Source organism: Sorangium sp. So ce128 (assembly GCF_051525245.1).
In the GTDB taxonomy this organism is placed as follows: domain Bacteria; phylum Myxococcota_A; class Polyangia; order Polyangiales; family Polyangiaceae; genus Sorangium; species Sorangium cellulosum_B.
Window position 1 is genome coordinate 6,255,344 of sequence record NZ_CP150313.1, and the last position, 23,139, is coordinate 6,278,482.

General features: G+C 73.1%; 14 protein-coding genes. 9 read left to right on the forward strand and 5 right to left on the reverse strand.

Features of this window, described 5'->3' with window-relative positions; translation table 11 throughout:
- The first annotated feature begins 149 nt into the window (after window positions 1-149).
- The 3 genes from WME82_RS23660 to WME82_RS23670 are packed head-to-tail and all read left to right on the forward strand — an operon-like array spanning window position 150 to window position 3,645.
- Window positions 150-1,580 (forward strand): serine/threonine-protein kinase, encoded by a 1,431-nt coding sequence (locus tag WME82_RS23660; protein WP_438044643.1) that lies wholly within the window; start codon window positions 150-152, stop codon window positions 1,578-1,580.
- The gene (locus WME82_RS23665) at window positions 1,577-2,608 is read left to right on the forward strand and encodes a hypothetical protein (RefSeq protein ID WP_438044644.1); all 1,032 of its coding nucleotides are present in this window, start codon (window positions 1,577-1,579) and stop codon (window positions 2,606-2,608) included. The genes WME82_RS23660 and WME82_RS23665 overlap by 4 nt, the downstream gene beginning before the upstream one ends.
- Window positions 2,608-3,645, forward strand: a complete 1,038-nt coding sequence (locus WME82_RS23670; RefSeq protein ID WP_438044645.1) for a hypothetical protein — start codon at window positions 2,608-2,610, stop codon at window positions 3,643-3,645. The genes WME82_RS23665 and WME82_RS23670 overlap by 1 nt, the downstream gene beginning before the upstream one ends.
- Window positions 3,646-3,700: 55 nt before the next feature.
- Here WME82_RS23670 and WME82_RS23675 read toward each other — a convergent pair whose 3' ends face one another.
- The 4 genes from WME82_RS23675 to WME82_RS23690 all read right to left on the reverse strand — a co-directional run bounded on the left by WME82_RS23675 (window position 3,701) and on the right by WME82_RS23690 (window position 6,933).
- Window positions 3,701-4,489 carry a hypothetical protein gene (locus tag WME82_RS23675; protein WP_437873886.1) on the reverse strand — a complete coding sequence of 263 codons (789 nt, stop codon included), beginning with the start codon at window positions 4,487-4,489 and terminating at the stop codon, window positions 3,701-3,703.
- An 18-nt stretch (window positions 4,490-4,507) separates the two neighbouring features.
- Window positions 4,508-5,230 (reverse strand): DUF2914 domain-containing protein, encoded by a 723-nt coding sequence (locus WME82_RS23680; RefSeq protein ID WP_438044646.1) that lies wholly within the window; start codon window positions 5,228-5,230, stop codon window positions 4,508-4,510.
- Window positions 5,231-6,033: 803 nt separating this feature from the next.
- Window positions 6,034-6,267 (reverse strand): hypothetical protein, encoded by a 234-nt coding sequence (locus WME82_RS23685; RefSeq protein ID WP_437555038.1) that lies wholly within the window; start codon window positions 6,265-6,267, stop codon window positions 6,034-6,036.
- 72 nt (window positions 6,268-6,339) lie between these two features.
- Window positions 6,340-6,933 carry a hypothetical protein gene (locus WME82_RS23690; RefSeq protein WP_438044647.1) on the reverse strand — a complete coding sequence of 198 codons (594 nt, stop codon included), beginning with the start codon at window positions 6,931-6,933 and terminating at the stop codon, window positions 6,340-6,342.
- 228 nt (window positions 6,934-7,161) lie between these two features.
- Here WME82_RS23690 and WME82_RS23695 point away from each other — a divergent pair, with 228 nt between their 5' ends.
- Complete coding sequence (locus tag WME82_RS23695) at window positions 7,162-8,460, forward strand: serine/threonine protein kinase (protein WP_438044648.1); 1,299 nt, start codon at window positions 7,162-7,164, stop codon at window positions 8,458-8,460.
- The gene (locus tag WME82_RS23700; RefSeq protein ID WP_438044649.1) at window positions 8,457-11,690 is read left to right on the forward strand and encodes a serine/threonine protein kinase; all 3,234 of its coding nucleotides are present in this window, start codon (window positions 8,457-8,459) and stop codon (window positions 11,688-11,690) included. The genes WME82_RS23695 and WME82_RS23700 overlap by 4 nt, the downstream gene beginning before the upstream one ends.
- Window positions 11,691-11,870: 180 nt before the next feature.
- Here the strand turns inward: WME82_RS23700 and WME82_RS23705 are convergent, their stop codons facing one another.
- Window positions 11,871-12,710, reverse strand: coding sequence for a hypothetical protein (locus WME82_RS23705; protein WP_438044650.1), 840 nt, complete (start codon window positions 12,708-12,710; stop codon window positions 11,871-11,873).
- A gap of 513 nt (window positions 12,711-13,223) precedes the next feature.
- Here WME82_RS23705 and WME82_RS23710 point away from each other — a divergent pair.
- From WME82_RS23710 to WME82_RS23725, 4 genes are all read left to right on the forward strand, one after another.
- On the forward strand, window positions 13,224-15,521 hold the full coding sequence (locus WME82_RS23710) for a cyclic nucleotide-binding domain-containing protein (RefSeq protein WP_438044651.1): 2,298 nt from the start codon (window positions 13,224-13,226) through the stop codon (window positions 15,519-15,521).
- Between the two features lie 304 nt (window positions 15,522-15,825).
- Window positions 15,826-18,897: a vWA domain-containing protein gene (locus tag WME82_RS23715; RefSeq protein WP_438044652.1), complete on the forward strand. Its 3,072-nt coding sequence runs from the start codon at window positions 15,826-15,828 to the stop codon at window positions 18,895-18,897.
- Window positions 18,894-20,615 (forward strand): DUF4215 domain-containing protein, encoded by a 1,722-nt coding sequence (locus tag WME82_RS23720; protein WP_438044653.1) that lies wholly within the window; start codon window positions 18,894-18,896, stop codon window positions 20,613-20,615. Before WME82_RS23715 ends, WME82_RS23720 begins: the two co-directional genes overlap by 4 nt.
- Window positions 20,599-23,127 carry an NAD(P)-binding domain-containing protein gene (locus WME82_RS23725; protein ID WP_438044654.1) on the forward strand — a complete coding sequence of 843 codons (2,529 nt, stop codon included), beginning with the start codon at window positions 20,599-20,601 and terminating at the stop codon, window positions 23,125-23,127. Before WME82_RS23720 ends, WME82_RS23725 begins: the two co-directional genes overlap by 17 nt.
- Window positions 23,128-23,139: the final 12 nt, after the last annotated feature.

Sequence of the window (23,139 nt, forward strand, 5' to 3'; positions counted from 1 at the left end):
CCGTGGCGTGCAGTGACGTCCGGAGCGCGCCCATGGCCCGAGCGGGCGGCGCGCGGCGCTCCAAAACCAGCGGGCGCGCGACAAAGGGCGCTGGGCCTCGCGCGGCGCTCGGAAAACCGAGTCCGTTCATGTAGGCTTGAACGCCAGCCGTGACCCCCGACCGCACCGCGCAGCTCCTCGCACCGCTGGCCCAGCCGGGAGAGCTCATCGCAGCCAAGTACCGCGTCGAGCGGGTCGTGGCCATCGGCGGAATGGGCGTCGTGCTGGCGGCGCGCAACGAGGATCTCGACCAGAAGGTCGCCATCAAGATCCTGCGCCAGGACGCCCTCGCGAACCAGGAGGCCGTCACGCGCTTCCTGCGGGAGGCGCGGACGGCGGCGCGCCTGTCGGGCGAGCACGTCGCGCGCGTGTTCGACGTCGGCACCACCGAGACCGGCGTGCCCTTCATGGTGATGGAGTTCTTGACCGGGCTCGATCTCCAGCAGGTCATCGATACCCACGGTCCGCTGTCCATCCAGGACGCTGTCGATTACGTACTGCAGGCGCTCGAGGCCGTGGCCGAGGCGCACGCGGCCGGCGTCGTCCACCGGGACATCAAGCCTTCGAATCTGTTCCTCGCCGAGCACGCGGACGGCACACGGCACATCAAGGTCCTCGATTTCGGCATCTCGAAGGGGCAAGGCCTCGACTCGCCCGCGGAGCCGGGGCTCACGTCGACGAAGCAGGTGATGGGCTCGCCCGGGTACATGTCGCCCGAGCAGATGATGGCGCCGAGGACCGTCGACGGGCGCGCCGACGTCTGGTCGTTCGGTGTGCTGCTCTACACGCTGGTGACGGGCGAGCCGCCATTCCAGGGCGAGACGGTCGCCGCGGTGATGGCGAACATCCTGCACCAGCCGGTGCCGCGGCTCCGCGACAAGCGCAGCGACGCGCCGGCCACGCTGGAGCGGATCGTCTCGCGCTGCCTGGAGCGCGACGTGAGCGAGCGGTACGCCAACGTCGGCAAGCTCGCGCAGGCCCTCGAGCCGCTCGGGTCGAGCTTCGCGAAGCTCTCGACCTCGCGCATCCAGAGCGCGATCGGCGCGGCGTCGCCGGCCGGACAGACATTGCTCAACTCGAGGGCGGCCGAGGACAGCGACAGGCTGTCCGGCGCGTCATGGTCGCACACGAGCAACCGGCGCCGCTCGCGGCGCAGGCTGCTCGTCGCCGCCGGCGTGGCCGCGTTGCTGACCAGCGCGGCCGGGGCGGGCGTGTGGCTGGTCGCGAGCGTGCGCGTGGCGTCGCAGGCGCCGAGCGCCGCCGTGTCACAACAGCCCGAGCGCGCCGCGGTCGACGCGCTCGGGCCCGAGTCCCCCGCTGCAGCGCCGGGCGCTCCGGCCGCGACCGCCAGCGCCACGACCGAGGCGTCGAGCCCGGCGGCGCCGCCGGTCCCTGCGCCGAGCGCGGCTCCCACGGGCAGCGCTGCGGCCGACGCGCGCCCGAAGGCGACCGCCTCCGGAGCGCCGCTCAAGCCGGGCCACCCGCCAAGACCGCCGAGGTCGTCGACCAGCGAGGACGAGATGCTGAGGAGCCGCCATTGAGATCGTTACGAGCGCGACACGCGGGCGCATGGCTCGCGCTGCTCTGTGGGACCAGCCTGACCTCACCGCTCCTGGCGCAGCCGACCGCGGCGGACAAGGCGCTCGCCGAGGGGCTGTTCCAGGACGGCAAGAAGCTCATGGACGAGGGCAAGCTCCAGGAGGCCTGCCCGAAGCTCGCAGAGAGCCAGCGCGTGGATCCCACGGTCGGGACGCTGCTGAACCTGGCGGTCTGCCACGAGAAGGAGGGCAAGACGGCCAGCGCATGGGCCGAGTTCACGGAGGCGTCCTCGCTCGCGGCGAGCGCCGGACAGCAGGATCGCTCCCAGTTCGCGGCCAAGCGCGCATCCGAGCTGGAGGCCATGCTGACGCGTCTCGTCCTGGACGCGGCGCAGGCGACGCAGGCGGCTCCTGCGATGACGATCACGCTGAACGGCAAGGAGCTGAGCGCCACCGCGGCCACGGGCTCGGGCATCCCCGTGGATCCGGGCACGGCGACGGTCGAGGCCAAGGCGCCGGGCAAGCAGCCCTGGTCGCAGCGGGTGACGCTCGACCCCGGGCCCAGCACGACGCGGGTGACCATCCCGCCGCTCGCGGACGTCGCCGTTCAGGAGGCGAAGGCGGCTCCCGCTGCCCCGCCGCCTGCCCGTCCGGAGGCCGCGAAGCCCGAGGCGACCGGCAACCCGATGCGCGCGCTCGGCTTCGTCGCTGGCGGCGTCGGGATCGCCGGGATCGGCGTGGGGGCGGTGTTCGGGGTGCTGACGATACAGAAAGCGGGGGATGTCGAGGAGGGGTGCAGCGGCAGCTTCCGCTGCAGCCACGCGGACGTCGAGGCGAACGAGAGCGCCCGGACGACCGCGATGGTCTCGAACATCGCGGTCGGCGCCGGGCTTGTGTGCCTCGGGGCCGGCCTTGCGATGGTGCTGATGTCCCCTCGTTCGCCGGAGCAGGCTGCCACGGTCGAGCGCGTGTGGGTCGCGCCCAGCGTCGCTTCGGACGGGGGGCGCGTGGTGCTCGGAGGCCATTGGTGATGCGAAGCTCGAAGTGCTCTGCCGTGACGCTGGCGCTCGCCGCGCTCGCGCCGGGCCTCAACGGCTGCGCCGAGATCGCGGGGCTCGAGGATCGCCAGGTGATCCAGCTGATGACGATCGCCGAAAACCAGGCGGACCCTCGCGCCATCGCGCTCGACGAGGAGGCGATCTACTGGATCAACAGGGGGAGTGACGGGAGTCAGGGGAGCTTCGCGGGCGGCGCGCTCCGGAGGCAGATCAAGGATGACTGGGCGGTCATCGATCTGCTCGGGCCTTCCAACGAGGTGCCCGACGCGATCGCGCTGGACGCGACTCACGTCTACTGGTCGAGCACCGACGCCGCCTTCCAAGGCGACTGCGACCCCAACGCGGGGGATACCCGAGACAAGCTGCTGAAGCTACCGAAAGCAGCACCGATTCCCGCCGCTGGCGGGGAGATGCTGTGGGGTAGCTGCGGCGCCGCAAGCGCGATCGCGCTGAGCGCCGACAACGTCTACAGCGCTCGGCCGAACGCCAACCGCATCACCTCGGTGTCCAAGCAAGGCGGCAGTCGAACGAATCTGACGGAGGGCGGCGAGCCGCTCCACGTCGTGATCGACGGCTCCCTCGTCTACTGGACCGATCCCAAGAACAAGACGCTCTCGGTCATCGATATCAGCGGTGATGCCCCCAAGAAGGAGCTCTTCTCGGAGCTCGAACCGCCGGGGCTGCTCGTGCTGGATGAGGCCAACCTCTACTGGCTCCACGGGAACAACGTCATGCGGTTTCCGCGGAGCGGAGCGGACGGAGACGCCGCAGTGCTCCTCCTCGACAAAGAGCTGCCGAGCCCTCCCGCCGGGATCGCGACGTATGGGGACTACCTTTACATCACCGTCCAGGAGGCGAAGAGCGTCTACCGGCTCCGCAAGGACGGCGCCGGCGGTCCGCAAGAGATCGCGGCGAATCAAGAGGGCCCGACGGGCATCGCCGCGGACGGGACGGGCGTCTACTGGACGAACTCCGGTTCGGGACAGATCGTCCGCTTCAACGACGAGTGACGCGCAGCCGCCAGCCTGGCGGTCGCCTTGCGCGGACCGCTGGGTCCTCCTGGGCTCAATCGATCTGCAGGTGGTAGTGGGGCGGCCGCGACTCCTCGAGCGCGAACACGCCCCCGACCTCGTCGACCCCCTCGAGGAAGGCGCGCTTCTCCGCGGGTGTCATGTCCCGGTTCCGGATGTCGACGGCGCCCTCCCGGAGGTGCGCCGAGATGAACACGCCGCGATCGATCTGGGCGCGGATCACCCGCTCGAGGGCGGCGATCATGGCCTCCGGCGGGTGCTCGGCCGAGCGCCCCTCCTCGTAGGCGCTCTTGATCTCGCGCGCCGCCGTCTTGTCCTTGTAGAGGCCGAGGACATCGGCGCCGTGCCGGAAGAGCTCGTGCATCGCCTCGGCCTGCCGCGCGGGATCCCGCGTGCCGCTCGTGACCACGAGCTCCTTTCCGGTCCGCCGGAAGTAGGCGGACGCGATCTCCGCGACCTTCTGCTCCACGGCGGGCGCGAGCTCGACGCCAGGCAGGACCACGTAGCGGCGCTCCTCGTCGGCCTCCGCCGGCGTCGTGCCGGGCGCCGGAGTGCGCGCGGGCGGCTCGGCGTCGGGGGGCTCGTCCTCGTCGCTCTCCTGGACGTGCAGCGAGAGCACCCTGGCGGCGGGACCGTCGGGGACCCAGAAGCCGAACCACCCTACCTGCGCGCCGGGGGCGGGGGCGGTCGCCGGCGGGCGTGGCGTCCCGACAGGCTCGGGCGCCGGCGCGGCCCGGGAGACGCAGCCTCCCGCAGCGAGCGCGAGGGCGATGACGGCGGCGCGGCGAGCGCCCTGGAGAGCGGAGGAGCGCGAGCACAACATGCGAGCCACGGGCGCCTCCTACTTCGTGATCGTGAACGAGGCGCGCGCGAGCTCCTTGCCCGCCGCGTCGCTGACCGTCACCGACCAGAGCCCCGCCGCGCGCGCCTTCCGCGTGGCAGCCCACGTACGGAAGCGCCGCTGCGCGCCGACCGCGAGGGGGATGCGCAGCGGCGCGCTGGCATCGGGCGGCGTGAAGGCGACGCTGATCTCCGAGGTGGCCTGGTCCTTGTTCGAGAGCTCGACGAACGCGTAGAGGCGGTCGATCTCCGCGCTCGCGAACGAGGTCGCCGGCTCGATCGGCTCGCGGCCGGCGATGCCCTTCGAGACGACGAGCCGCATCACCTGGAGCTCGGGCGCCCGAGCGGCGCCCTCTCCCACGCCGCCCTGCGCCGCGCCCGCGGCGGTGCGCGCCTCCTGAGCCGACCCCGACCTGCGGCGACGCTCCCGCGCCGGGCCGCGGGCGGGCGACGCGTCCGCCGCGTCGAGGCGGTCGGCGTCGCTGCGGCCCTCGTCCGCGGCAGCGCCGCTCGCGGCGGCCCGGATCGGCACCGCCGCGTCCGATCGCGCCTCGCCCGCCGCCGCCGCGCTCGCCTGCCCCTCGGACCCGCCGCCCGGCCTCCCCTCCGCCGCGCGGCTCAGCGCGGGAAGCTCTTCCCGGGAGATCCGCGCGATCGCCTCGCTCGGATCGGTGCAACCGAGCCCCGCCCCGCCGAGAGCGGCGGCGACGAGCGCCAGGACCATGGTTTTCCGTGTCGTTCCCCGGGTGTCCACACCGACGAGGTGCCACGATTCAGCGGAGGGGGCGAAAAAACGGCAACCCGACGGCCAGCGACCCAGCGGCGCGCGCCAGGCTCACGAGGGCTCGTCACCGCACGCTGGACGTGGGGTCCGGGACGCAGCCATCCCGAGGCTCCGAGCTCTCATCAGGAAATCCCTGAGGTGTGGCAGCACCGCGTCGCGATGTGCCGGCGCTCCGATGGGAGCGCACGTCCGCAAGGCGCCTCGCGGCGCTCCGGGTCAGTGCTTCGGACGGGACCGGCGCGGACCGCTGGTCGACTCGCCCTCTGGCGTCGTAGCGAAGCTGGTGATCGCGCTGTCTTCGATCATCAGGATGAGCAGGCCCCCGCTCGCGCCTCGTGCCGTCCTCGCCCGGGATCCCTGGCTTGTCTCCCGCGACGGGTGGTCCGAGCTCTCCGCTGAGATCCGCTTCATCTCCAACTCCTTCAAGACTTCAGTCCTGCTGTCAACGCCCCGGCCGGCTGACCTGCGTGGACTTCCGTGCACCGCGTCTGGGGCGAAAACTGAACCGGGCGCGAGAACGCCAATGTTCGCAGAATAGTCACGGATCCGACTGAAAATCACCTGGAAAGCGCCACGCCCGGCGAGTTCTTTCCGGCAGAGGCTCAGGCGTCGGTTTTCGTTTCGCTTCGTTTCGCTTCGTTTCGCTTCGTTTCGCTTCGTTTCGCTTCGTTTCGTTTCAACTGGGATCTATTGGGATTTCATCGGGATTTCCACGGGAGGTCACGCGGCAGCGCGACAGGGATTCAGCGGCGGCCGAAGCCGGACAGCTGGCGGGTTGCGGCCACCACCTCGTCGCAATCGATACAGCGCATGAGCCCGTCGACGAGTTCCATGCTACCGAGGCTGCCGCACTCCGGGCAGCGGTTGGCGAGCTGGTGCTTGCTCTCCTCGCAGAGCCGGCTCTGCTCCGCCTCGGCCTCCGCCTCGACACGGAAGATCTCGGCCGGCGTGCGCGCCTCTCGCTTTCGGTCGTCCATGGCGCGCAACGTATCATGTGCTCGGCGCGCGCCGCGAGCGCCGCGCTCGCAGCGGCTCGGCCTCTCGCTCGCTCACCGCGCGGACTCGATCATGCCCCGGAACGCCGACCGCGCCGACTGCACGGTCTCGTCAGGCCCGACGATCCTGAAGAACCAGTTTCCGCGATCCGGCGTCCTCACCGCCGCGCCGACGAGCCGGTAGTTGTCCTTCACCATCTCCACGGGCGATCGCTTGCGAGCGCCGGACTGCGGCCCGAGTGCGATCTTGTAGGTGCCGGCCACCTCGACCAGCTCGACCGGCATGCCGCGCACCTCGAGCGACGCGCGCCTGGCCTTCGCCCCGACGTCGCCATCGAACTGCGCGAACCACTCGTTGAAGCGCGCGTCGACGTCTCCCTTGCTCCCCGGACCGAACGAGAGGACCTGCACCTCGGCGTCCTCCTTGTCGTTCGCCGCCCTCGGCACCTTGTAGAGGGCCTTGCGCGGTCCGGCGCGCGGCAGGTCGAGCGCAGCCCAGCTCCCCGGAACGTCCCACGCGAGCCGCGCGGCGGATGGCGCGCTGGAGACGGCCGGCGGCGGCTCCGGCTCCGCCGGGGTCCTCGAGCAGGCCGAGACCGCGAGCGCCATCACCGCCGCTCGAGCGAACGACACCCGGCGCGGAAGCATGGAGGCGGTTCTACCACTGCGCCCTCCATCGAGGCGCAGGATTTCGATACCCCGCGCGGCAGGGAACCGCGATCCTCTCCTCCGGCGACGAGCCGCCCGAGCGGGGGAGGTCGCGCTCGCTGGAGGGGCCCGGCCGCGATCCGGGCGCGGGCTCGGGTGTAAGCCATCGGCCCTGCTCGCACGTAGAAGAGACGCCCCGGTCAGGGAGAGGGAGAGGAGACGGCGCGCATGGATCAGATCGGCGAGTACCTCGTTCGACGCCTCGTCGGCGAGGGCGGGATGGGCAAGGTCTACGAGGGCGAGGAGCGCCTGTCGCGCCGGCGCGTCGCGCTGAAGGTGCTCCGCCCCGAGCTCGCCCGGAGCGAGCAGGGACGCCGGCTCTTCCTGAACGAGATGCAGATCCTCGCGCACCTCGAGCACCCGAACATCGTCCGGAGCCTCGCCAGCATCGAGGCCTCCGGCGAGCTCGTGATGGTGCTCGAGTACCTGGACGGCCAGACGCTGCGGTCCGTCCTTGGCGCCGCCGGCCGCCTTCCCTGGCCGGAAGCGGTGCGGATCACGGCCAGCGTGGCGAGCGCCCTCGCGGCGGCCCACGGGCAGCAGCCGCCCGTGATCCACCGCGATCTCAAGCCCGAGAACATCATGGTGCAGCGGGATGGCGGCGTGAAGGTGATGGACTTCGGCATCGCCAAGGTCGTGGAGGCGATGAACCAGACCAACACGCAGAGCGTCGGCACCCTGCAGTACATGAGCCCGGAGCAGATCGACGCGCGATCCATCGATCACCGCTCGGATCTCTACTGCCTGGGGCTCATCCTGTACGAGGCGCTCTCCGGCAGCCCGCCGTTCCAGTCGGCGTCGCCGCGGGAGCTGCTCAACCTGCAATGCACGGCAGAGCCGCCGCCGCTCAGCGACGACGTGCGGAGCGGGCTGCCCCGCGGCGTCGAGCAGCTGCTCTTCCAGCTGCTCGAGAAGGCGCCCGAGGATCGGCCGTACCTCGCTCAGGACATCGTGGATCGGCTGGAGCCGTTCCAGACCGCGGTGAGCGCGCCGCTCCGCGCCGGTGACCGCGTCCGCGCGAGCGCGCCGCTCCGCGCCGGCGATCACGACCGCGAGAGCGCGCCGCTCCGCGCTGGCGACCGAGACCGCGAGAGCGCGCCGCTCCGCACCGGTGACCGAGACCGAGACCGAGACCGAGACCGAGACCGAGACCGAGCGAGCTCGCCTCACCGCACCGGCGATCGCGGCCGCGCCAGCGTGCCGCACCGCGCCGACGACCACGACCGCGCGAGCTCGCCGGGCGCCGCGCGCGTCACCGGCCGAGCGGACGCGCCTCGCGCCGACACGATCGCGCTCGTCGAGCAGATCGACCGGCCGCGCGACGTCCCGACCAGGCTCGCGATCGCGATCATCGCGACGCTGTCGGCGCTCGCGGGCCTCGGGACCTGCGCGCTGCGCTCGACGAACGGCGCGCCGGAGCCGCCCGCCAGCACCGCGACGCCGGCCGCCCCGGAGGGGGCGCGGTGAGGCGAGCGTCGCCGGAGCAGGCAGGCTACACGGAAGGCGCGCCCCTCCCGGCCGTGGGATGCGCCGCGCGATGGCGCTGCGGCGCGGGCGCAGGAGAAGAGCTGTGGCGGCTCGGCGCGGCGGACCAGGACGCTCCGGCAGGGCCCGAGCCCCAGGCCGTCGCGATGCGCCTCCTGTCGCTCGGGAGCGCCGGCGTCGGCGGCTTCATCGACGGCGGCGTCGCCTCGCCGGCCGAGGGCGAGCGCGCCGCCGCGGCGAGCCCGGACGGCGCGCGCGTCTGGCTCGCGCGGCGGCTCGCGGGCGCGCCCCTCTCGGACTTGATGCGCGCGCGGCGCGGGCCCATCCCCTTCCAGGAGGCGCTCGGGCTCGCCATCCAGGTCGCCCGCGCGCTCGCCGCGTGCGAGCGCGCCAGCCTGTTCCCCGGTCCGCTCTCGCCCGACGCGGTCCTCGTGGACGGCGCGGGCCGCGTGACGCTGCCCGCGAGCGCGCTCGTCGCCGCCCTCGTCGGCGGGTCGGCGATCCGCGGCGCCGCCACGGCGCCCCGCGCCGAGGGCGCGCGGGTGTCCTCGGAGATCCCGCCGCTCTGGACGCCGCCCGCGCAGGCCGACGGCGCGATCTGGGACAGCGCCGCGAACCGGTACGCGCTCGGGCTCGTGCTCTACCGCCTGCTCGCGGGAGAGCACCCGTTCGCGGGCGCTGGCCTGCGGCACGCGCTCGGCGAGGCCGCCCGCGCGGAGCCGCCGCCGTTCATCGAGGGCGTCGCGACCTCGCTCCCCGCGGGCCTGCAGGGCTACGTGCTGCGGCTGCTCCATCCGGATCCGTCGGAGCGGCCGCCGCGCGCCGAGGAGATCGCCGATGCGCTGAGCGGGTTCCTCGAAGAGCGCCCGCCGGCGCTTCCGGTGCGCGCCGCCCGGACCTCCCGTCGCGCTGGCGCGGCCACCTCGGCGAGGACCGGCCCCGCGCCTCGCGAGCGCGCGCGCCTGGGCGACGCGAGCGACGCGGGCGACGCAGGCGACCACCGCCCGCCGCGCGGCCCAGCCGGCGCCGCGGCGCGGCTGTGGCGGATCGCGCCGCTCGGCGCCGGCGCGCTGATCGCGTCGGCCGCGCTCGCGCTCTCGCGGGGTGAGCCCGGTCCAGCGGCGCCGCGCGCGGTCGCCGTCGCGCCGGTCGCGCCGCTCGCGCAGGCGCGGACGGCGGCGGAGGACTGCGCGGCGTGCCACGGCCGCCAGGCCGCGGAGTGGCGCCGCTCGGTGATGGCGCACTCGGTGAAGAGCCCGCTCTTCAACGCGCTGGAGAGCCTCATCGAGGAGCAGGTCGGGCGCACCGCCGACTGCCCGAACGGCGCGGGCATCCTGCGCAAGGCCGATCCCGCGCGCGCCTGCCGCGACGGGCGGAGCGGCGTCGCCGTCACCGGCTCGGGCGGCGAGCACTGGTGCGTGAACTGCCACAGCCCGGCGGAGAACCTCGACGCCGCGATGCCCGCGTGGGACGGCCGCGCCGGCGGCGATCCCCGCACGCGCCTCCCCGTGCGCGACCTGCTCACCCGGCGCGGCCTGGAGGGGATCTCCTGCAGCTTCTGCCATCAGGTGCACGGCCCGGTCGGCCCGCGCGGGCGCCCCGGATACCAGGGCAACCCGACGTGGACATCCTTCGTGACAGGCGCCGTCTTCCCTGCGCGTCCCGAGGACGGCCGCGGCCTGTTCGGGATCGCGAACAGCGGCTACGACCTCCGCCCCGAGGAGCTGCTGCTCCCTTCGGGTCAGGGCGCGGCCGCGCGCGCCGGGCTCCAGCCGACGGGATCGGCGGGCGCGGTCGAGCCCGTGGTGCACGGTCGCCCGTCGGCGAGCGCGAGGGCGTACCTGCGCTCCAGCGAGTTCTGCGGGGCTTGCCACGACGTGCGCCTCTTCGGCAGCGACAGCCTCGCCGCGGCGCGGGGCGAGCACTTCAAGCGGCTGCGCAACGCCTACACCGAGTGGTCGGACTGGGCGAGGTCCGAGGAGCGCGCGGGCCGCCCGGCGGCGACCTGCCAGGACTGCCACATGAGCACCTACCCGGGCATCTGCGAGGCGGCCCCGGCGGCGGGCGCCGCGCAGGCGTCGCCGGGAGATCCCGAGTGCCCGCCCGGCACGCGCTTCGCCCCGCGGAGGCCTGGCGCGCGCCCGCGGGGCCGGATCGCGGATCACTCCACCGCTCCGGCGGACGTCGCGACCCATTACTTCTCCGGCGTGGATGTGCCGCTGTCGGACGAGTTCCCCGACGCGCTCATCGATGAGCCGTCGCTCGACGTGCACGGCATTCCGGCGGGCGCGCGCCGCCGCCGCGATCTCTTGCTCCGCCACACGTTCCGCTTCGAGCTCGGCGCCGCGCGCCGCGCCGGCGCGACCGGGGATCGCGTCGAGATCCCGGTCGAGATCGAGAACACCGGCGCCGGGCACAAGGTGCCGGCCGGCTTCAGCCAGGAGCGCGAGTTCTGGGTTCACCTCGTGGTGAGGGATGGAGAGGGGCGGGTGGTCTACGAGGTCGGCCGGATCGACCGCGCCGACGAGGATCTGAGAGACAAGGTGTTCGCCCGGGTGACCACCGATCCCGACGCGAACAGCCCCTTCGCGCCGGCGGGCGCTCCAGGCGGGCTGTTCGGCGCGGACGTGCGCGACGGGCCTGATGTCCCCCTCTGGACCCCACCCCCACGGCTCGGCGGCACCTCGTTCCGGGGGCGGGGGCTCATCAACTTTCAGAACGGCTTTCTGCGCTGTGTCCGATGCATCGGCGTCGTGGCCGCAGACGGCACCTGCCAGGCCGGGCCCGGCCAGGGGCTGCACCACGCCGACCGGCTCACGGACGGCGATTACGACCTGGACACCGGCGCTTGCGGCTCGAACCTGTCGGGGCAGAACGCCTTTCTCGAGACGTATTTTCCGGTCGGCGCGCTGGACGCGAGCCGGGGCGTCGTCAAAGGGCCGGACGCGATCATCGATACGCGCTCCGTGCCGCCCGGCGTGCCGATCCGGTACACCTACGACCTCCGCACCGGCCAGCGGCGCGGCCCGCTCCGGGCCGAGGCGAGGCTGCTCTTCCGGGCGTTCCCCCCGTTCCTGATCCGCGCCTTCGCCGCGTACGAGCGGGAGCAGGCGCGGCGCGGCCTGCGGCCGACCGGCCCGCTGGTCACCGACGCGATGCTCGAACGCCTCGAGATCGTCGAGCTCGCGCGGGCCGAGGCGGAGATCCCATAACGCCCGAGGTCTCCGCGACGGATCGGCGGGGCGCGCGGTGGTCCGGCCGGCGAACCAGGGGACTCGACATGACGGCCGACAAAAAGGGCGAGCCCCTACCCCGGCCTGCGGGGTAAGGGCTTCGCTGTTCGGGAGCTGGGTAGCTCAGCTCGCCACGCTCAGAAAGAACGTGTCAGGAGATCAGGGAGGGGGCGGCGGCGGCTCGGTCGGGAGCGGCGCAGGCAACTTGAACAACCTGCCAATCCGGTACGGCCGCTTCGAGGGCGCGTAGTAGCTCGTCGTCGACGACGTGACGCTCCACGTGTAGCCCAGCATGACGCCCGTCAGCGAGTCGGTGTACACGCGGATGAAGCCCGTCCCGGCGCCCGCCGTCATGTAGCCGTTGTCGCACGTGCCGGTCCAGCGGCTGTCCGGGTACGCCGGGTTGCAGCCGTGCGACGAGTTGGTCGAGTCCACGATCGGCACCGCATACTGCGTTGTCCCCGAGTAGCGCGGCATGACCTGCGGGACGATCACCGTCGGCGCGCCCGTGATCATCATCGTGTGGCCGGCGTAGACCACCTTATCATCTTCCTCACTATTCGGATCATCGCCAGGGTCGATCACGGCGCCGACGGCGAAGATGTCGCCCTTCTGGATGTCAATCGCCCTGTTGACGCGGCGGAAGTACGTCTCGCCCACGGGAGGGGCTGCGCCGACCGGCGGGCTCGTGTTGATCAGGTCGAAATAGTGATTCGACGTAGGGCTCTTCATCCCCCACATGGCGAGGAAATCCTGGTCCGTGTATCCCTGCGCCTTCCCCAGCGTCAGCGTGAAGAAGCACGCGGCCTTGACCTTGCCCGTCACGTTGGTCCAGTCGATCTGGCAGGGGTCGGAGCCCCACACGTCGCTGGTCGCGCGATCGACGTACTCGAGGGCCCAGTCCGTGTGGTCCTTGGCGCTCGCGGACGCCGAACCAAGCGTGATGAACGATGCCGCGGCCAGGGATGCAACAGCCAAACTCGTCGTGCGCCTGCTCATATTACCTCGTAGATTTCGAATGACCTTGCATGTGCACTCAGGAACAGATGCTAGTCATTTCTTGCTGAACCACGAAACGAACCCTGGCGCTCAAGATGCCGAGTCTAGCAGGATGGATATTCCCTATAATCGGGTTAGGTGTCAAGGTTTTTTCGGGCGCTCCAGCGTTTCTTTGGCGTGTTATGGCGTTGTTTGGCGTGGCTTGGCGTGGCTTGGCGTGGCTTGGCGTATTGTGGCGTTTTTTTAACCATGAAGTAAGTCCATGTCGTCCCTCGAGACCGCGGATGCGAGGTGGTATGGAGCGACGATGTCCTGTGCTATGACCCAGGGGCCTCCCGCCGCGCCTGCTACGCTGGCGACGCGGGCCGGCGCAGACCTCGAAATCGGCGCGGCGGCCGCGGCGCGGCTGGCCTTGCGCGGCGACCGGGAGCGCTGCTGATGCCCTCATCGGACCACACGCACGGCAGCGCGCGCGGCGCAGAATTTCAACAAAGCCATACATGGCCACCAGGAGTGTTCGACGCCCCTTTGCTGCGGGGGCTCGACGAGCGCGCCCGACGCGAGCTCGCCGAGGCGGGAAGGCTCCTCACACTTGCCCCTGACGAGGTCGTCTATCGCGCGGGCGACGCGGGAGACGCCTTCTTTGTCGTGGCCTCCGGGCGCATCGGCCTCCACGCGAGACGCCGCGGAGACGACCGCGACACCGAGGTACGCGCCGCCGCCCAGGGCGAACTCCTCGGCGAGGAGGCGGTCGTGGGCACGCCGCGCCGGACCACAGCGGTTGCGCTCGCGCCCAGCGTGGTCGCCGAGATCCCGGTCCACCTGTTCCGCCGCGCCACGGGCCGCTCCGGCGGGGCCGAGGTCGCCCAGAGGCTCGAGCGCGCCCTGCGGAGAAGCGCGACGCGCGACCTCCTCGGCACCCTCGCCTTCACGGGCGACCTCGATCCGGAAGACATCGAGATCCTCCTCGACGCCGTGAGCCACCGGCGCTTCGAGCGCGGGCAAGCCGTCTATCGCGCCGGGGATCCGGCGACCGAGCTGTGGCTCATCGCCGAGGGGATGGTGCAGATCCAGACCGAGGACGGCGACAGGATCCATGTGCGCGCTTACCTCACCCGGGGCGATTTCTTCGGCGATGTCGAGCTCGACGAGGGCCGCTGCCGCGCTGCGAGCGCCGTGGCGAGCGGCCCGGCCACGCTCTTGTCCGTCCCTTCGAAGGCGTTCGCGGCCCTCGCGCGCAAGCGCCCGGACCTGATCCCTCGGCTCCGCCGCATCGCGGGCGAGCAGCACGCGGCCCAGGAAGCGGTCGTCGCCGGCCACGCGCGCCATGTCACCGCGCATGTCTTCCGGGACCTCTACCGGCTACAGGTCGCGCGGTCGCTGCTGGTCATCGACCTGGAGACGTGCGCCCGCTGCGGCCACTGCGCGTGGTCGTGCGCCGACGTCCACGGGGTGTCGCGGCTCGTCCGCCGTGGGGACAAGGTGCTCGCGCGCGTCGCGGAGGGCAGCGGGCAGGCCGTTCGGCCGGAGGCGCCGCAGAGCCTGCTCCTGCCGAACTCCTGCCAGCATTGCGAGAGCCCGGCCTGCATGATCGATTGCCCGACAGGCGCGATCGGCAAGGACACGGGGGGTGAGGTGTTCATCCGCGACGCGCTCTGCACGGGCTGCGGGGCCTGCGCGAAGGCGTGCCCGTGGGAGAACATCGCTATCGCGCCGCGCCCGGCGTCCGCGCCGCGCCCGGGCGGCGCCGGATTCCCGGACATCGCCGTCAAGTGCGATCTCTGCCGCGATCATGACGGCCCCGCGTGCGTGAAGGCCTGTCCGACGGGGTCGATCTTCCGCATCAACCCGGCGGAGGAGATCGCCGACGTGCGCGACCTGCTCGGCGGGGCGCGGCGCGAGCAGGAGCGCGCTGCCGCCGCGCCGCGAAGCGATGCGGCGCTGCTCGCCGGAAGCGCGCTCGCCGCGGTCGGGATCGGGGCGGCGGGGCTCCTCGCGCAGGCGGACGGCGGGGCCCGCCCGGGGGAGGGCCCCGCCTGGGCGGCCGGCGTCGCCGCGGCCGCGGGCATGGCGCTGCTGCTCCTGTACGCCGTTCCGAAGCGCGCGGCGCGATGGCTGTGGGTGCGCCGCGCGCCCGCGGACGCCGGCCGCCGCGCGCCCGCGGAGGCCGGCGACGCCGCGCCGGTGCGGAGCCGGCTGCGGCCGCACCTGTCCGGGCACCTCGCGATCGGCCTCGTCACGGCCGGCCTCGCGCTCGCGCACGCGCCGTGGCCGCGGTCCGGCCGGCCGACGCTCGGCGCCGCGCTGCACCTCGTCTTCTGGGCGGCCGCGGCGGCCGGCGGCTTCACGGCGACCGCCTACCGGCTCGCACCGCGGCGCCTCGCGCGCATCGAGCGCACCGCGGCGCTCCCCGAGGACTTCGACGCCGCCCGCCGCGAGCTCCTCGACCGCTTCTACCACGCGGTGAGCGGGCGCAGCGACCTCGTGAAGAAGCTCGTCGAGAAGATCCTGCTGCCCTACCTGCGAACCCCCCTCGGCCCGCTCGCGCTCCTCGCCTCGGGGCGCGGGCTGGCCGAGGAGGAGCGCGCGCTGCGCGCCCGCATCGACGCGGTCCTCGAGGGGCGCGGCGCAGAGCGGCTCGCCGGCTTGTCCGAGCTCACCCGCATCGCAGTGGAGCTGCGCGCGCTCCCGGCCCAGCGCTGGCTCCTCCGCGCGCTCCGCGCAGGCCTGCCGGTGCACATCGTCACCTTCGGCGTCGCCGCCACGCTGCTCGTGCTCCACGCGATCGCAGCGACGAGCGTGCCCCGATGAGCGACGAACGCGCGGCGCGCGCCGGCCGGGCGCACACACGGCGCTCCACACACCCACAGCCGCGGCGCGCGCTGAATCACCGGCCGCCGGCCGCACTCGCTATGAAACAGTTGCGAGGCGCAGCATTTCTTTGTGCGTCGCCGGCGGCTACGCCCGTCGCCCGGCGCGCTCGCGGAAACCGCGCGCCGCGCGTTGCTACCGCGTTTCACGCGTCCCGCCGCGCGCGGGCGAGAGGCCTGGACTTTGCCTTCTGCGCCCAGGTACAATTTTCCCCACAGCATCCTAGTGGAAGGTGAAGAAGCCGATGGCTGGTCCCTCGACCAAGTGGATGGGAGCGCTCTCCCGATCAGGCTCCGCCGAGGTGTGGGCGCCGAGAGCGCTGCTGCTCGTCACGCTGTTTGCGGCCTCGGCACTCATCGCCGCTGCCTGCAGCGAAAATGGGATGGGCCCGCCGGGGCCGCAGGACGGGACGAGCGGGCCCGACGCCGGGCCGGGGACGGGCGACCCGTGCACCGACGGCGACGAGGTGGAGTGTCACATCACCGTCGGCGAGCACGAGGGCGTGCTGACGTGCATGGATGGGATCCGGCGGTGTGTGGACGGGCACTTCGGCGCCTGCGACGGCACGATCACCATGAAGCGATCGCCGTTCGGGGCGGCGCCCGGCGGGAGCGGCGAGAGCGGTGGTTGGCGCCCCCTCGCCAACTCGGTGGCTTCCGATGGCGGCCTGTGCGCGACCAACCCGTGCGACCCGACGTGCCAGTCGTTCGAGGAGACGCCGGACGGCGGCCCCATCGACCTCTCGTCGACCGGCGTCACGTATTCATGGTCGGTCGGCGACATCAACGAGCTCCCCGAGTCCGTGGCGCGGCAGGGGACGCACCTGCCCTGCACGACCGGCGAAGACTGCCAGTTCGACCAGTACTGTGATAACCCCGCGAGCGGCGCGTGCTCTCACGATGTCTGCGCGACCGGCGTGTCGCTGCTATCGACTTGCAGCGGCTGCGTCACGAAGGTCTGCCAAGCGCAGTCGAGCTGCTGCACCCAGACGCTCGTGCCGAGCAACTGCGCGCACGACGCCTGCCAGTCGACCGGCAGCTCCGTGGCCGCGACGGGCATGTACCCCACCTGCGGGGACCCGTGCATCGCGAGCATCTGCGCGGCGAACCCGCTCTGCTGCGAGATCACGTGCCCCCCGGCGGATTGCGAGGCGCTCATCGGGCCGGGCAGCGTGTGTCTGTCCGGCGGCAGGTGCAGCCGGACCACCTCCCTCACTTGCGCCCCGGGAACCACCTGGACTGGCATCCGATGCCAGGGGGTCTGGGGCCCGGCGTGCGCCGCCCTCGTCCCCACCCTGTGCCCCGGCAAGACGTGCGGCGGACCGCCCCCGATCTGGGACGCGAGCTGCGTGGGCCTCGCCGAGTCGATCTGCGGCGCGAACTGCGACACCGATGTGGGGTGCGCGCACGACAAGTGTTACACGGGCCCGAGGCTGAGCGCGAGCTGCAACACGTGCGTCCAGAGTGTCTGCGCGGTGCGGCCGAGCTGCTGCCTGACCGAGTGGACCGAGAGCTGCGTCGACCTCGTGGAGAGCGTTTGCGGGGAGGACTGCCCCCAGCAAGGCCTCTGCAAATCCTACCTACCGGACCAGACGGACCCCGCCTGCAGCGACCCGGACCTCACGATAGGCGTGCCCTGCGGCGGAACGGTCCCCGTCTGCAACCGCGGCAACACGGCTGCCCCCGCGGGCATCGAGATCTACGGGTACCCCGCGGGCGCGGGCCAGCTCCCCTCCTCGGCGCCGAGCCGGGTCGGGACGTGCAATCCGACCGGAGGCACCCTCGCGTGCACGACGGCGCAGCCGATCACGCCGGGCGAGTGCATCAGCGTGGCCGGCTGCACCGGCCTCACGGACGGGATGGAGCTCTTCGTCAACCCGCCGGGCGCCGGGCAGATCACCGAGTGCCAGTGCGCCAACAACGGGAGCATCTATCAATCGGCCATGTGTGAGTCCCCTGGCTGCATCGCGACCGCCAGCGTCTCGACGGTCAGGCCGGTCACCCTGTTCGTGGCGCTCGACCGGTCCGGCTCGATGGTCGTGACGGGGACGGGTGTCGATGTCTCCAACGACCGGTGGATACCGGCGACCAACGCCCTCAAGGCGTTCTTCCAGGATCCGGCGTCGGCCGGGCTCGGCATCGCGTTCAGGTTCTGGCCGTACGACAACCCGGGCCCCTGCAGCGACACTCTGGGCGTCTGCCAGTCCTCCGGCTGCGCCCTGCCGATCGTTCCGTTCGACGGCAGCATGGCGCGGCGGTTGACCGCCGACCCGGCGCCGTTCGATCAGCAGGAGCTCGCGCTGATCAGCGTGATCAACTCCACGACCGCCGCCGGCAACACGCCGATGTACCCGGCGCTGAACGGCGCCACGACCTGGGCGATCAACTACAAGAACGCCCATCCCGAGGAGGAGGTCGGGGTCGTGTTCATCACCGACGGCATCCCCTCTGTCCCCTCTCCCTGCATCACGGCCCCCAACAGCATCGCGAACCTGGCGGGAAACGCCTTTCAGAACCACGGCGTCCGCGTACACGCGGTCGGCTTCGGCGACTCGAGCTCGCAGATCATCAGCCTCATCGCGGATCGGGGCGGCGGGCTGGCCTACAACCTCAGCACCGGCGCGGCGTTGCAGACCGGCCTCCGCGACGCGCTCTCCTCGATCCGCGGCGACGCGCTGCCCTGCGACGTCACGGTCCCCGTCGCCGGGGCCGCGGATCCCACCCAGGTGTCTGTCGTCCACGTGGACAGCGCCGGCACGCAGACCACCCTGCCCCACGTGGCCGAGGCCAGCACGTGCGGCAACGGCTGGTACTTCGCCGACGCGGCGAACACGCGCGTGAAGCTGTGCCCGCAAACCTGCGACACCGTCCGCGAGAACCCGGGCGGCAAGGTCCGGGCGATCGTGCCGTGCGAGTCCACGGGCCTCACGCCCATGACGACGAGCTGGGAACGGTACCAGGGCGTCTGCCCGCCGGGAACGAAGGTCCAGTGGGGCTTCCTCCGGTACAGCACGGTGACCCCGGGCGACTCGAGCGTCGAGTTCTACGTGCGCGCGGCCGACACGCCCGCCGACCTCGGCTCGGCGACCGTGCGGCTCGCCGCCACGGCCCACGCCACGCCGACCGACACCCAGGTGTGCGACGAGACCTCGGCTCCGACATGCGCGATCGATCTCTTCGACGTGCTCGGGGAGCTGCCGGACGCGCGGCAGGATTACCTGGAGGTCCGGATGACGCTCAATCCGACGAGCACCGGCGGGGGAGGCGTTCAAGTGCAGGACTGGGAGATCACCTATTCATGTCCAGATACCGAATGAGACGCCGCGTCGCGGCGGTCACCCTGCTCTGCGCCGCCGTGGGCGTCGCCGGGGCGTGCGGCGGAGACGATGACGGGCGGGCGCCGCGGCCCTCGGCGTCCACGGGCGCCTCGGGCACGGCCTCCGGCGGCGCCGGCGCGGGCGCCGGCGGTGACGAAGGCGGCGGAGGCGGCGCCCCCGGCGACTGCGGGAACGGCGTCGCCGAGGTGGGCGAGCTGTGCGACGGCTCCGATCTGCGGGGCGCCGACTGCGGAAGCCTCGGGTTCGACAGCGGCGAGCTCCGGTGCAGCCCCGCCTGCAGAATGGATACCTCGCGCTGCTCCGGCGTCGAGGTCTGCCAGGACGGCCGGGACAACGACGGCAATCTCAGCGTCGACTGCGACGATGCGGCGTGTGATGCGGCGTGCGCGGACCTGTGCGCCGCGCCCGTGGCCCTCCCGGACCCCGCGTTCGTCGCCGGCGACACGACCGGCCACGCGGTCGTCGAGAGCGATTGCACGCTGGGAGCCCCCGGGGTCGCCTATACGTTCACAGCGACGACGACCGGGTTCCTCGACGTCGTGCTCACCCCGCGCACCGACGCCGCCCTCGTCGCCGTGCTGCGAGGCACCTGCGGCGACGCCGCGACGGAGCGCGCGTGCGGCCCCGTGAGCGCCGGCACGGGAATCGATCACCGGCTCACGGTGCCCGTCCGTGCGGGCGACGCGTTCACCGTCGTGGTCACCGGGACCGACGAGGGGCAGACCGGCGCGTTCAACCTCGCCGTGAGGAGCCGCGGGACCGTCTGCGGCGACGGAATCCAGGACCCGACGGAAGAGTGCGACAACGCGCTCGGCCAGCCGGACGACGGCTGCACCGACGAGTGCCGGCTCGACGCGACCGAGGTCGAGCCGAACGACACCCTCGCCACGGCGAACCCCCACGCCGTGCCGTTCTACGCCGCCATCGATCCGGTCGACGACGAGGACATCGTGCTGGTCACGGTGCCGGACGGCCCCGTGGACCTCGTCGCAGAGACGGCCGACATCACGGGCTCCGACTGCCTCGATCGCCGCCTCGACAGCGCCATCGAGATCCTGGACCACAGCGGCGCGCGCCTCGTCCTCAGCGAGAACGGGGGGACCGGCCTCTGCGCCCGAGCCGTGGCGCCCGGGCTCGCGGCGGGCGACTACTATATCCGCGTGCAGGCGGGGAGCGGCGCGGCGGTGCCGACCTTCCCGTACCGGCTCGACGTGACGCTCGTCCCCGTGGTCTGCGGGGACGGGGACCGCACCGCCGGCGAGCAGTGCGACGACGGCAACACGGCGCCCGGCGACGGGTGCAGCGCCGCCTGCCGCTTCGAGCTCGGCGAGACGGAGCCCAACAACACCTCCGCGCAGGCCAATCCCTATACCGCGCCATGGTTCGCGGAGATCGCTCCGGCGGGCGACGTCGACGTGGTCGCCGTGAGCGTGCCAGGGCCGCGCTCGACCCTGGCCGTGAACATCGACGACGGCGACACCGGGGCGTGCACGAACGGGCAACTCGACACGTTCGCGCAGATCCTGGGCGGCGACGGGTCCACCGTGCTTGCCTCCGACGACGACTCGGGGGTCGGCTACTGCTCTTTCGCCTCGGTCAGCGACCTCGCCGCGGGCACGGTCTACGTGAAAATCAGGGCCGCGGACATCGTGCCCGACGCGACCTTCTTCTATCGACTGAATGTCACGCTCCTCTAGCCCGTCGGGCGGGAAGAGCCGGAACGATGCGCCGTCCGGCGGCGCCGCGGAGGAGGCGGCGCGCGCTCCCGACGCCTCGAGGACGCTGTACCGCGCCGACCTGTCCGATCCGCGCCAGCGCGCCGCGCAGCCGCGCGAGGTCGTGCGGGGGCGGGCCGCGCGCCGCGCCGAGTCGACGTCCGACGTCACCCGCTTCCGCGGCGTCCTGCCGGCCACGCTGGCGGGCGCGGTCGCGACCGGGGCGGCGGCGCTGCTCTTCCCGCCGGCGGGGGGGCACGCGGCGCCGGGGCCGCTCTCGCTGCCCCACGCGCGCGCGGGGCTCGCGTGCGCATCCTGCCACGCCGAGCAGGCGTCCTCGGCGCCGCGGGAGGCCGCCACAGCGCGGGATGCCGCGCCCTCGCGCGGCGCCGCTGCCGGCGCCCGCCTCGCTCAGGCCTGCGTGGGGTGCCACGGCGCCCACGGCTCCACCCGCAGGAGCCACGGGCAGCTGCTCGCGAGCGGCGCGCTGAGCTGCGCCACCTGCCACCCCATCCACCGCGGAGATCAGGGCGTCGTGTTCGATCCGGCGAGGCCGCCGGTGCGCTTCGCGCCGGGCGCCGAGGTGGAGCTCGCGAGCTCCGCCTTCCGCCCGAGCCAGCTGGCCACCGTCCCGATCGTGACCGCCGGGAGCTGCGCGCCGTGCCACGATCTCGGCGCGCCGCGCGACCCGATCGCGCGCTGCCTCGTCGCGGCGCAGGCGCCGCTCGGCGACGCCCGGCCGATCACCTGCTTCGACGAGCACCGCCCGGCGCTCCCCGAGGGCTCCGCGCAAGGCGCCGGCAGCGGCGGCGTCGGCGCCGGCCGCGGCGGCATCGACGGCATCGGCCGCCGCGCAGGCACGGGCGCGGGCAGCGGCCCCGGCACGGGCGCCGTCCGCGGAGGCGCCTGCAGCGGCCAGCACACGGAGGATCGCGCCCTCGCGTGGGACGCAGCGCGCGACGCGGCCGCGGCCATGCCGATCGTGACGGGCGCGGCCGCGGGCGGCGCCGCGACACCGGCGCGCACGCTGCTCTGGCTCGGCGCGGGGCTCGCGGCCGGCGCGCTGGCGTTCGCGGGCTCCCGCGGCCGCCGCGCGCTGCGCGACCAGCGCGCGCGGGGCGCGGGGCGCGACGCCGCGGCAGCCGAGGCGATGCTCCGCCCCGCGGCGCGCGTGCGCCTGCCCCGGATCGACACGACCACCTGCCTCGGCTGCTACGCGTGCGTCGACGCGTGCCCGTACGACGTGCTCGCCATCGAGAAGTACGTCGCGATCGTCGCCCGCCCCGAGGCGTGCTGCGGCCTCACCCTGTGCGAGCAGCGCTGCCCCAACGGGTCGCTCACCATCGAGGGGGGCGCGCCGATCGCCGATCGCCCGCGCCTCGGCGACGACCTCGGCAGCCTCGACGTGCCGGGCCTGCACCTCGCCGGCGACGTCACCGGGCTCCCGCTCATCAAGAACGCCATCCACCAGGGCGCGCACGCCGCGACGCGCATCGCGGAGGACCTGCGGCAGGCCGGCCCGCGCGGCGCGAGCCGTCAGGAGCTCGATCTGATCATCGTGGGCGCGGGGCCCGCCGGGATCAGCGCCGCGCTGCGCGCCAAGGAGCTCGGCCTCTCGTTCGAGGTGATCGAGCAGGGCAGCGTGGCGCAGAGCATCCAGAGCTTCCCTCGCGGCAAGCTGGTCTTCGATCAGCCGCTCGACCTGCCGATGACCGGGAAGCTGTGGCTGAAGGAGTCGACCAAGGAGGAGCTGCTCTCCCACTGGCTCCGCATCGTGCGCAAGGAGCGGCTGCCGATCCTGCAGGACACCCGCATGGTGTCGGTCGCCCGCGCGGCCTCTGCCGGCGCGCCCGCCGTCGGCGTGACGGCCGGCAGAGGCGCGCCCGCCGAGGCGCAGGCCACGGCCGGCTTCGTCGTCGTCACCGAGCCGCGCGAGGGCGGACCGCGCACCGAGCGCCGGGCGCGGCGCGTGCTGCTCGCCATCGGCCAGCGCGGCTCGCCGCGCCGGCTTCCGTTCGAGTTACCCGCCGAGGTGGAAGGTCGGGTGTACTACCACCTCGCCGACGCCCGGAGCCTCGCCGGCGCCCGCGTGCTGATCGTCGGGCTCGGCGACGTCGCCATGGAGGCCGCGATCGCGCTGTCGCGCCAGCCGGCCACCGACGTCACCGTCGTCTACCGGGGCGCCGGGTTCCGCCGCGGGAAGACCAGAAACATCGAGGAGTTACGCAGACTTGCGGCGGCGCCTCGCCTCTCGCTCCTGTTCGAGACCGACGTCTCCGCCCTCGCCGCAGATCCGGGCGGCGCGCTCGTGGCGACCCTCGCGTCGCCTTCGGGGGCCCGGGCGCACCCCTGCGACGCCGTGCTCGTCCTGATCGGGAGCATCCCGCCGTGGAGCGCCCTCCGCGCCGCCGGCGTCCGGCCGACCGCGGAGCCGTCAGATCGTTCCGAGCTCGGCGACGTACAAGGGACCACGCCCGCGGTCCCCGCGCCGTGAGTCCATCGTAAG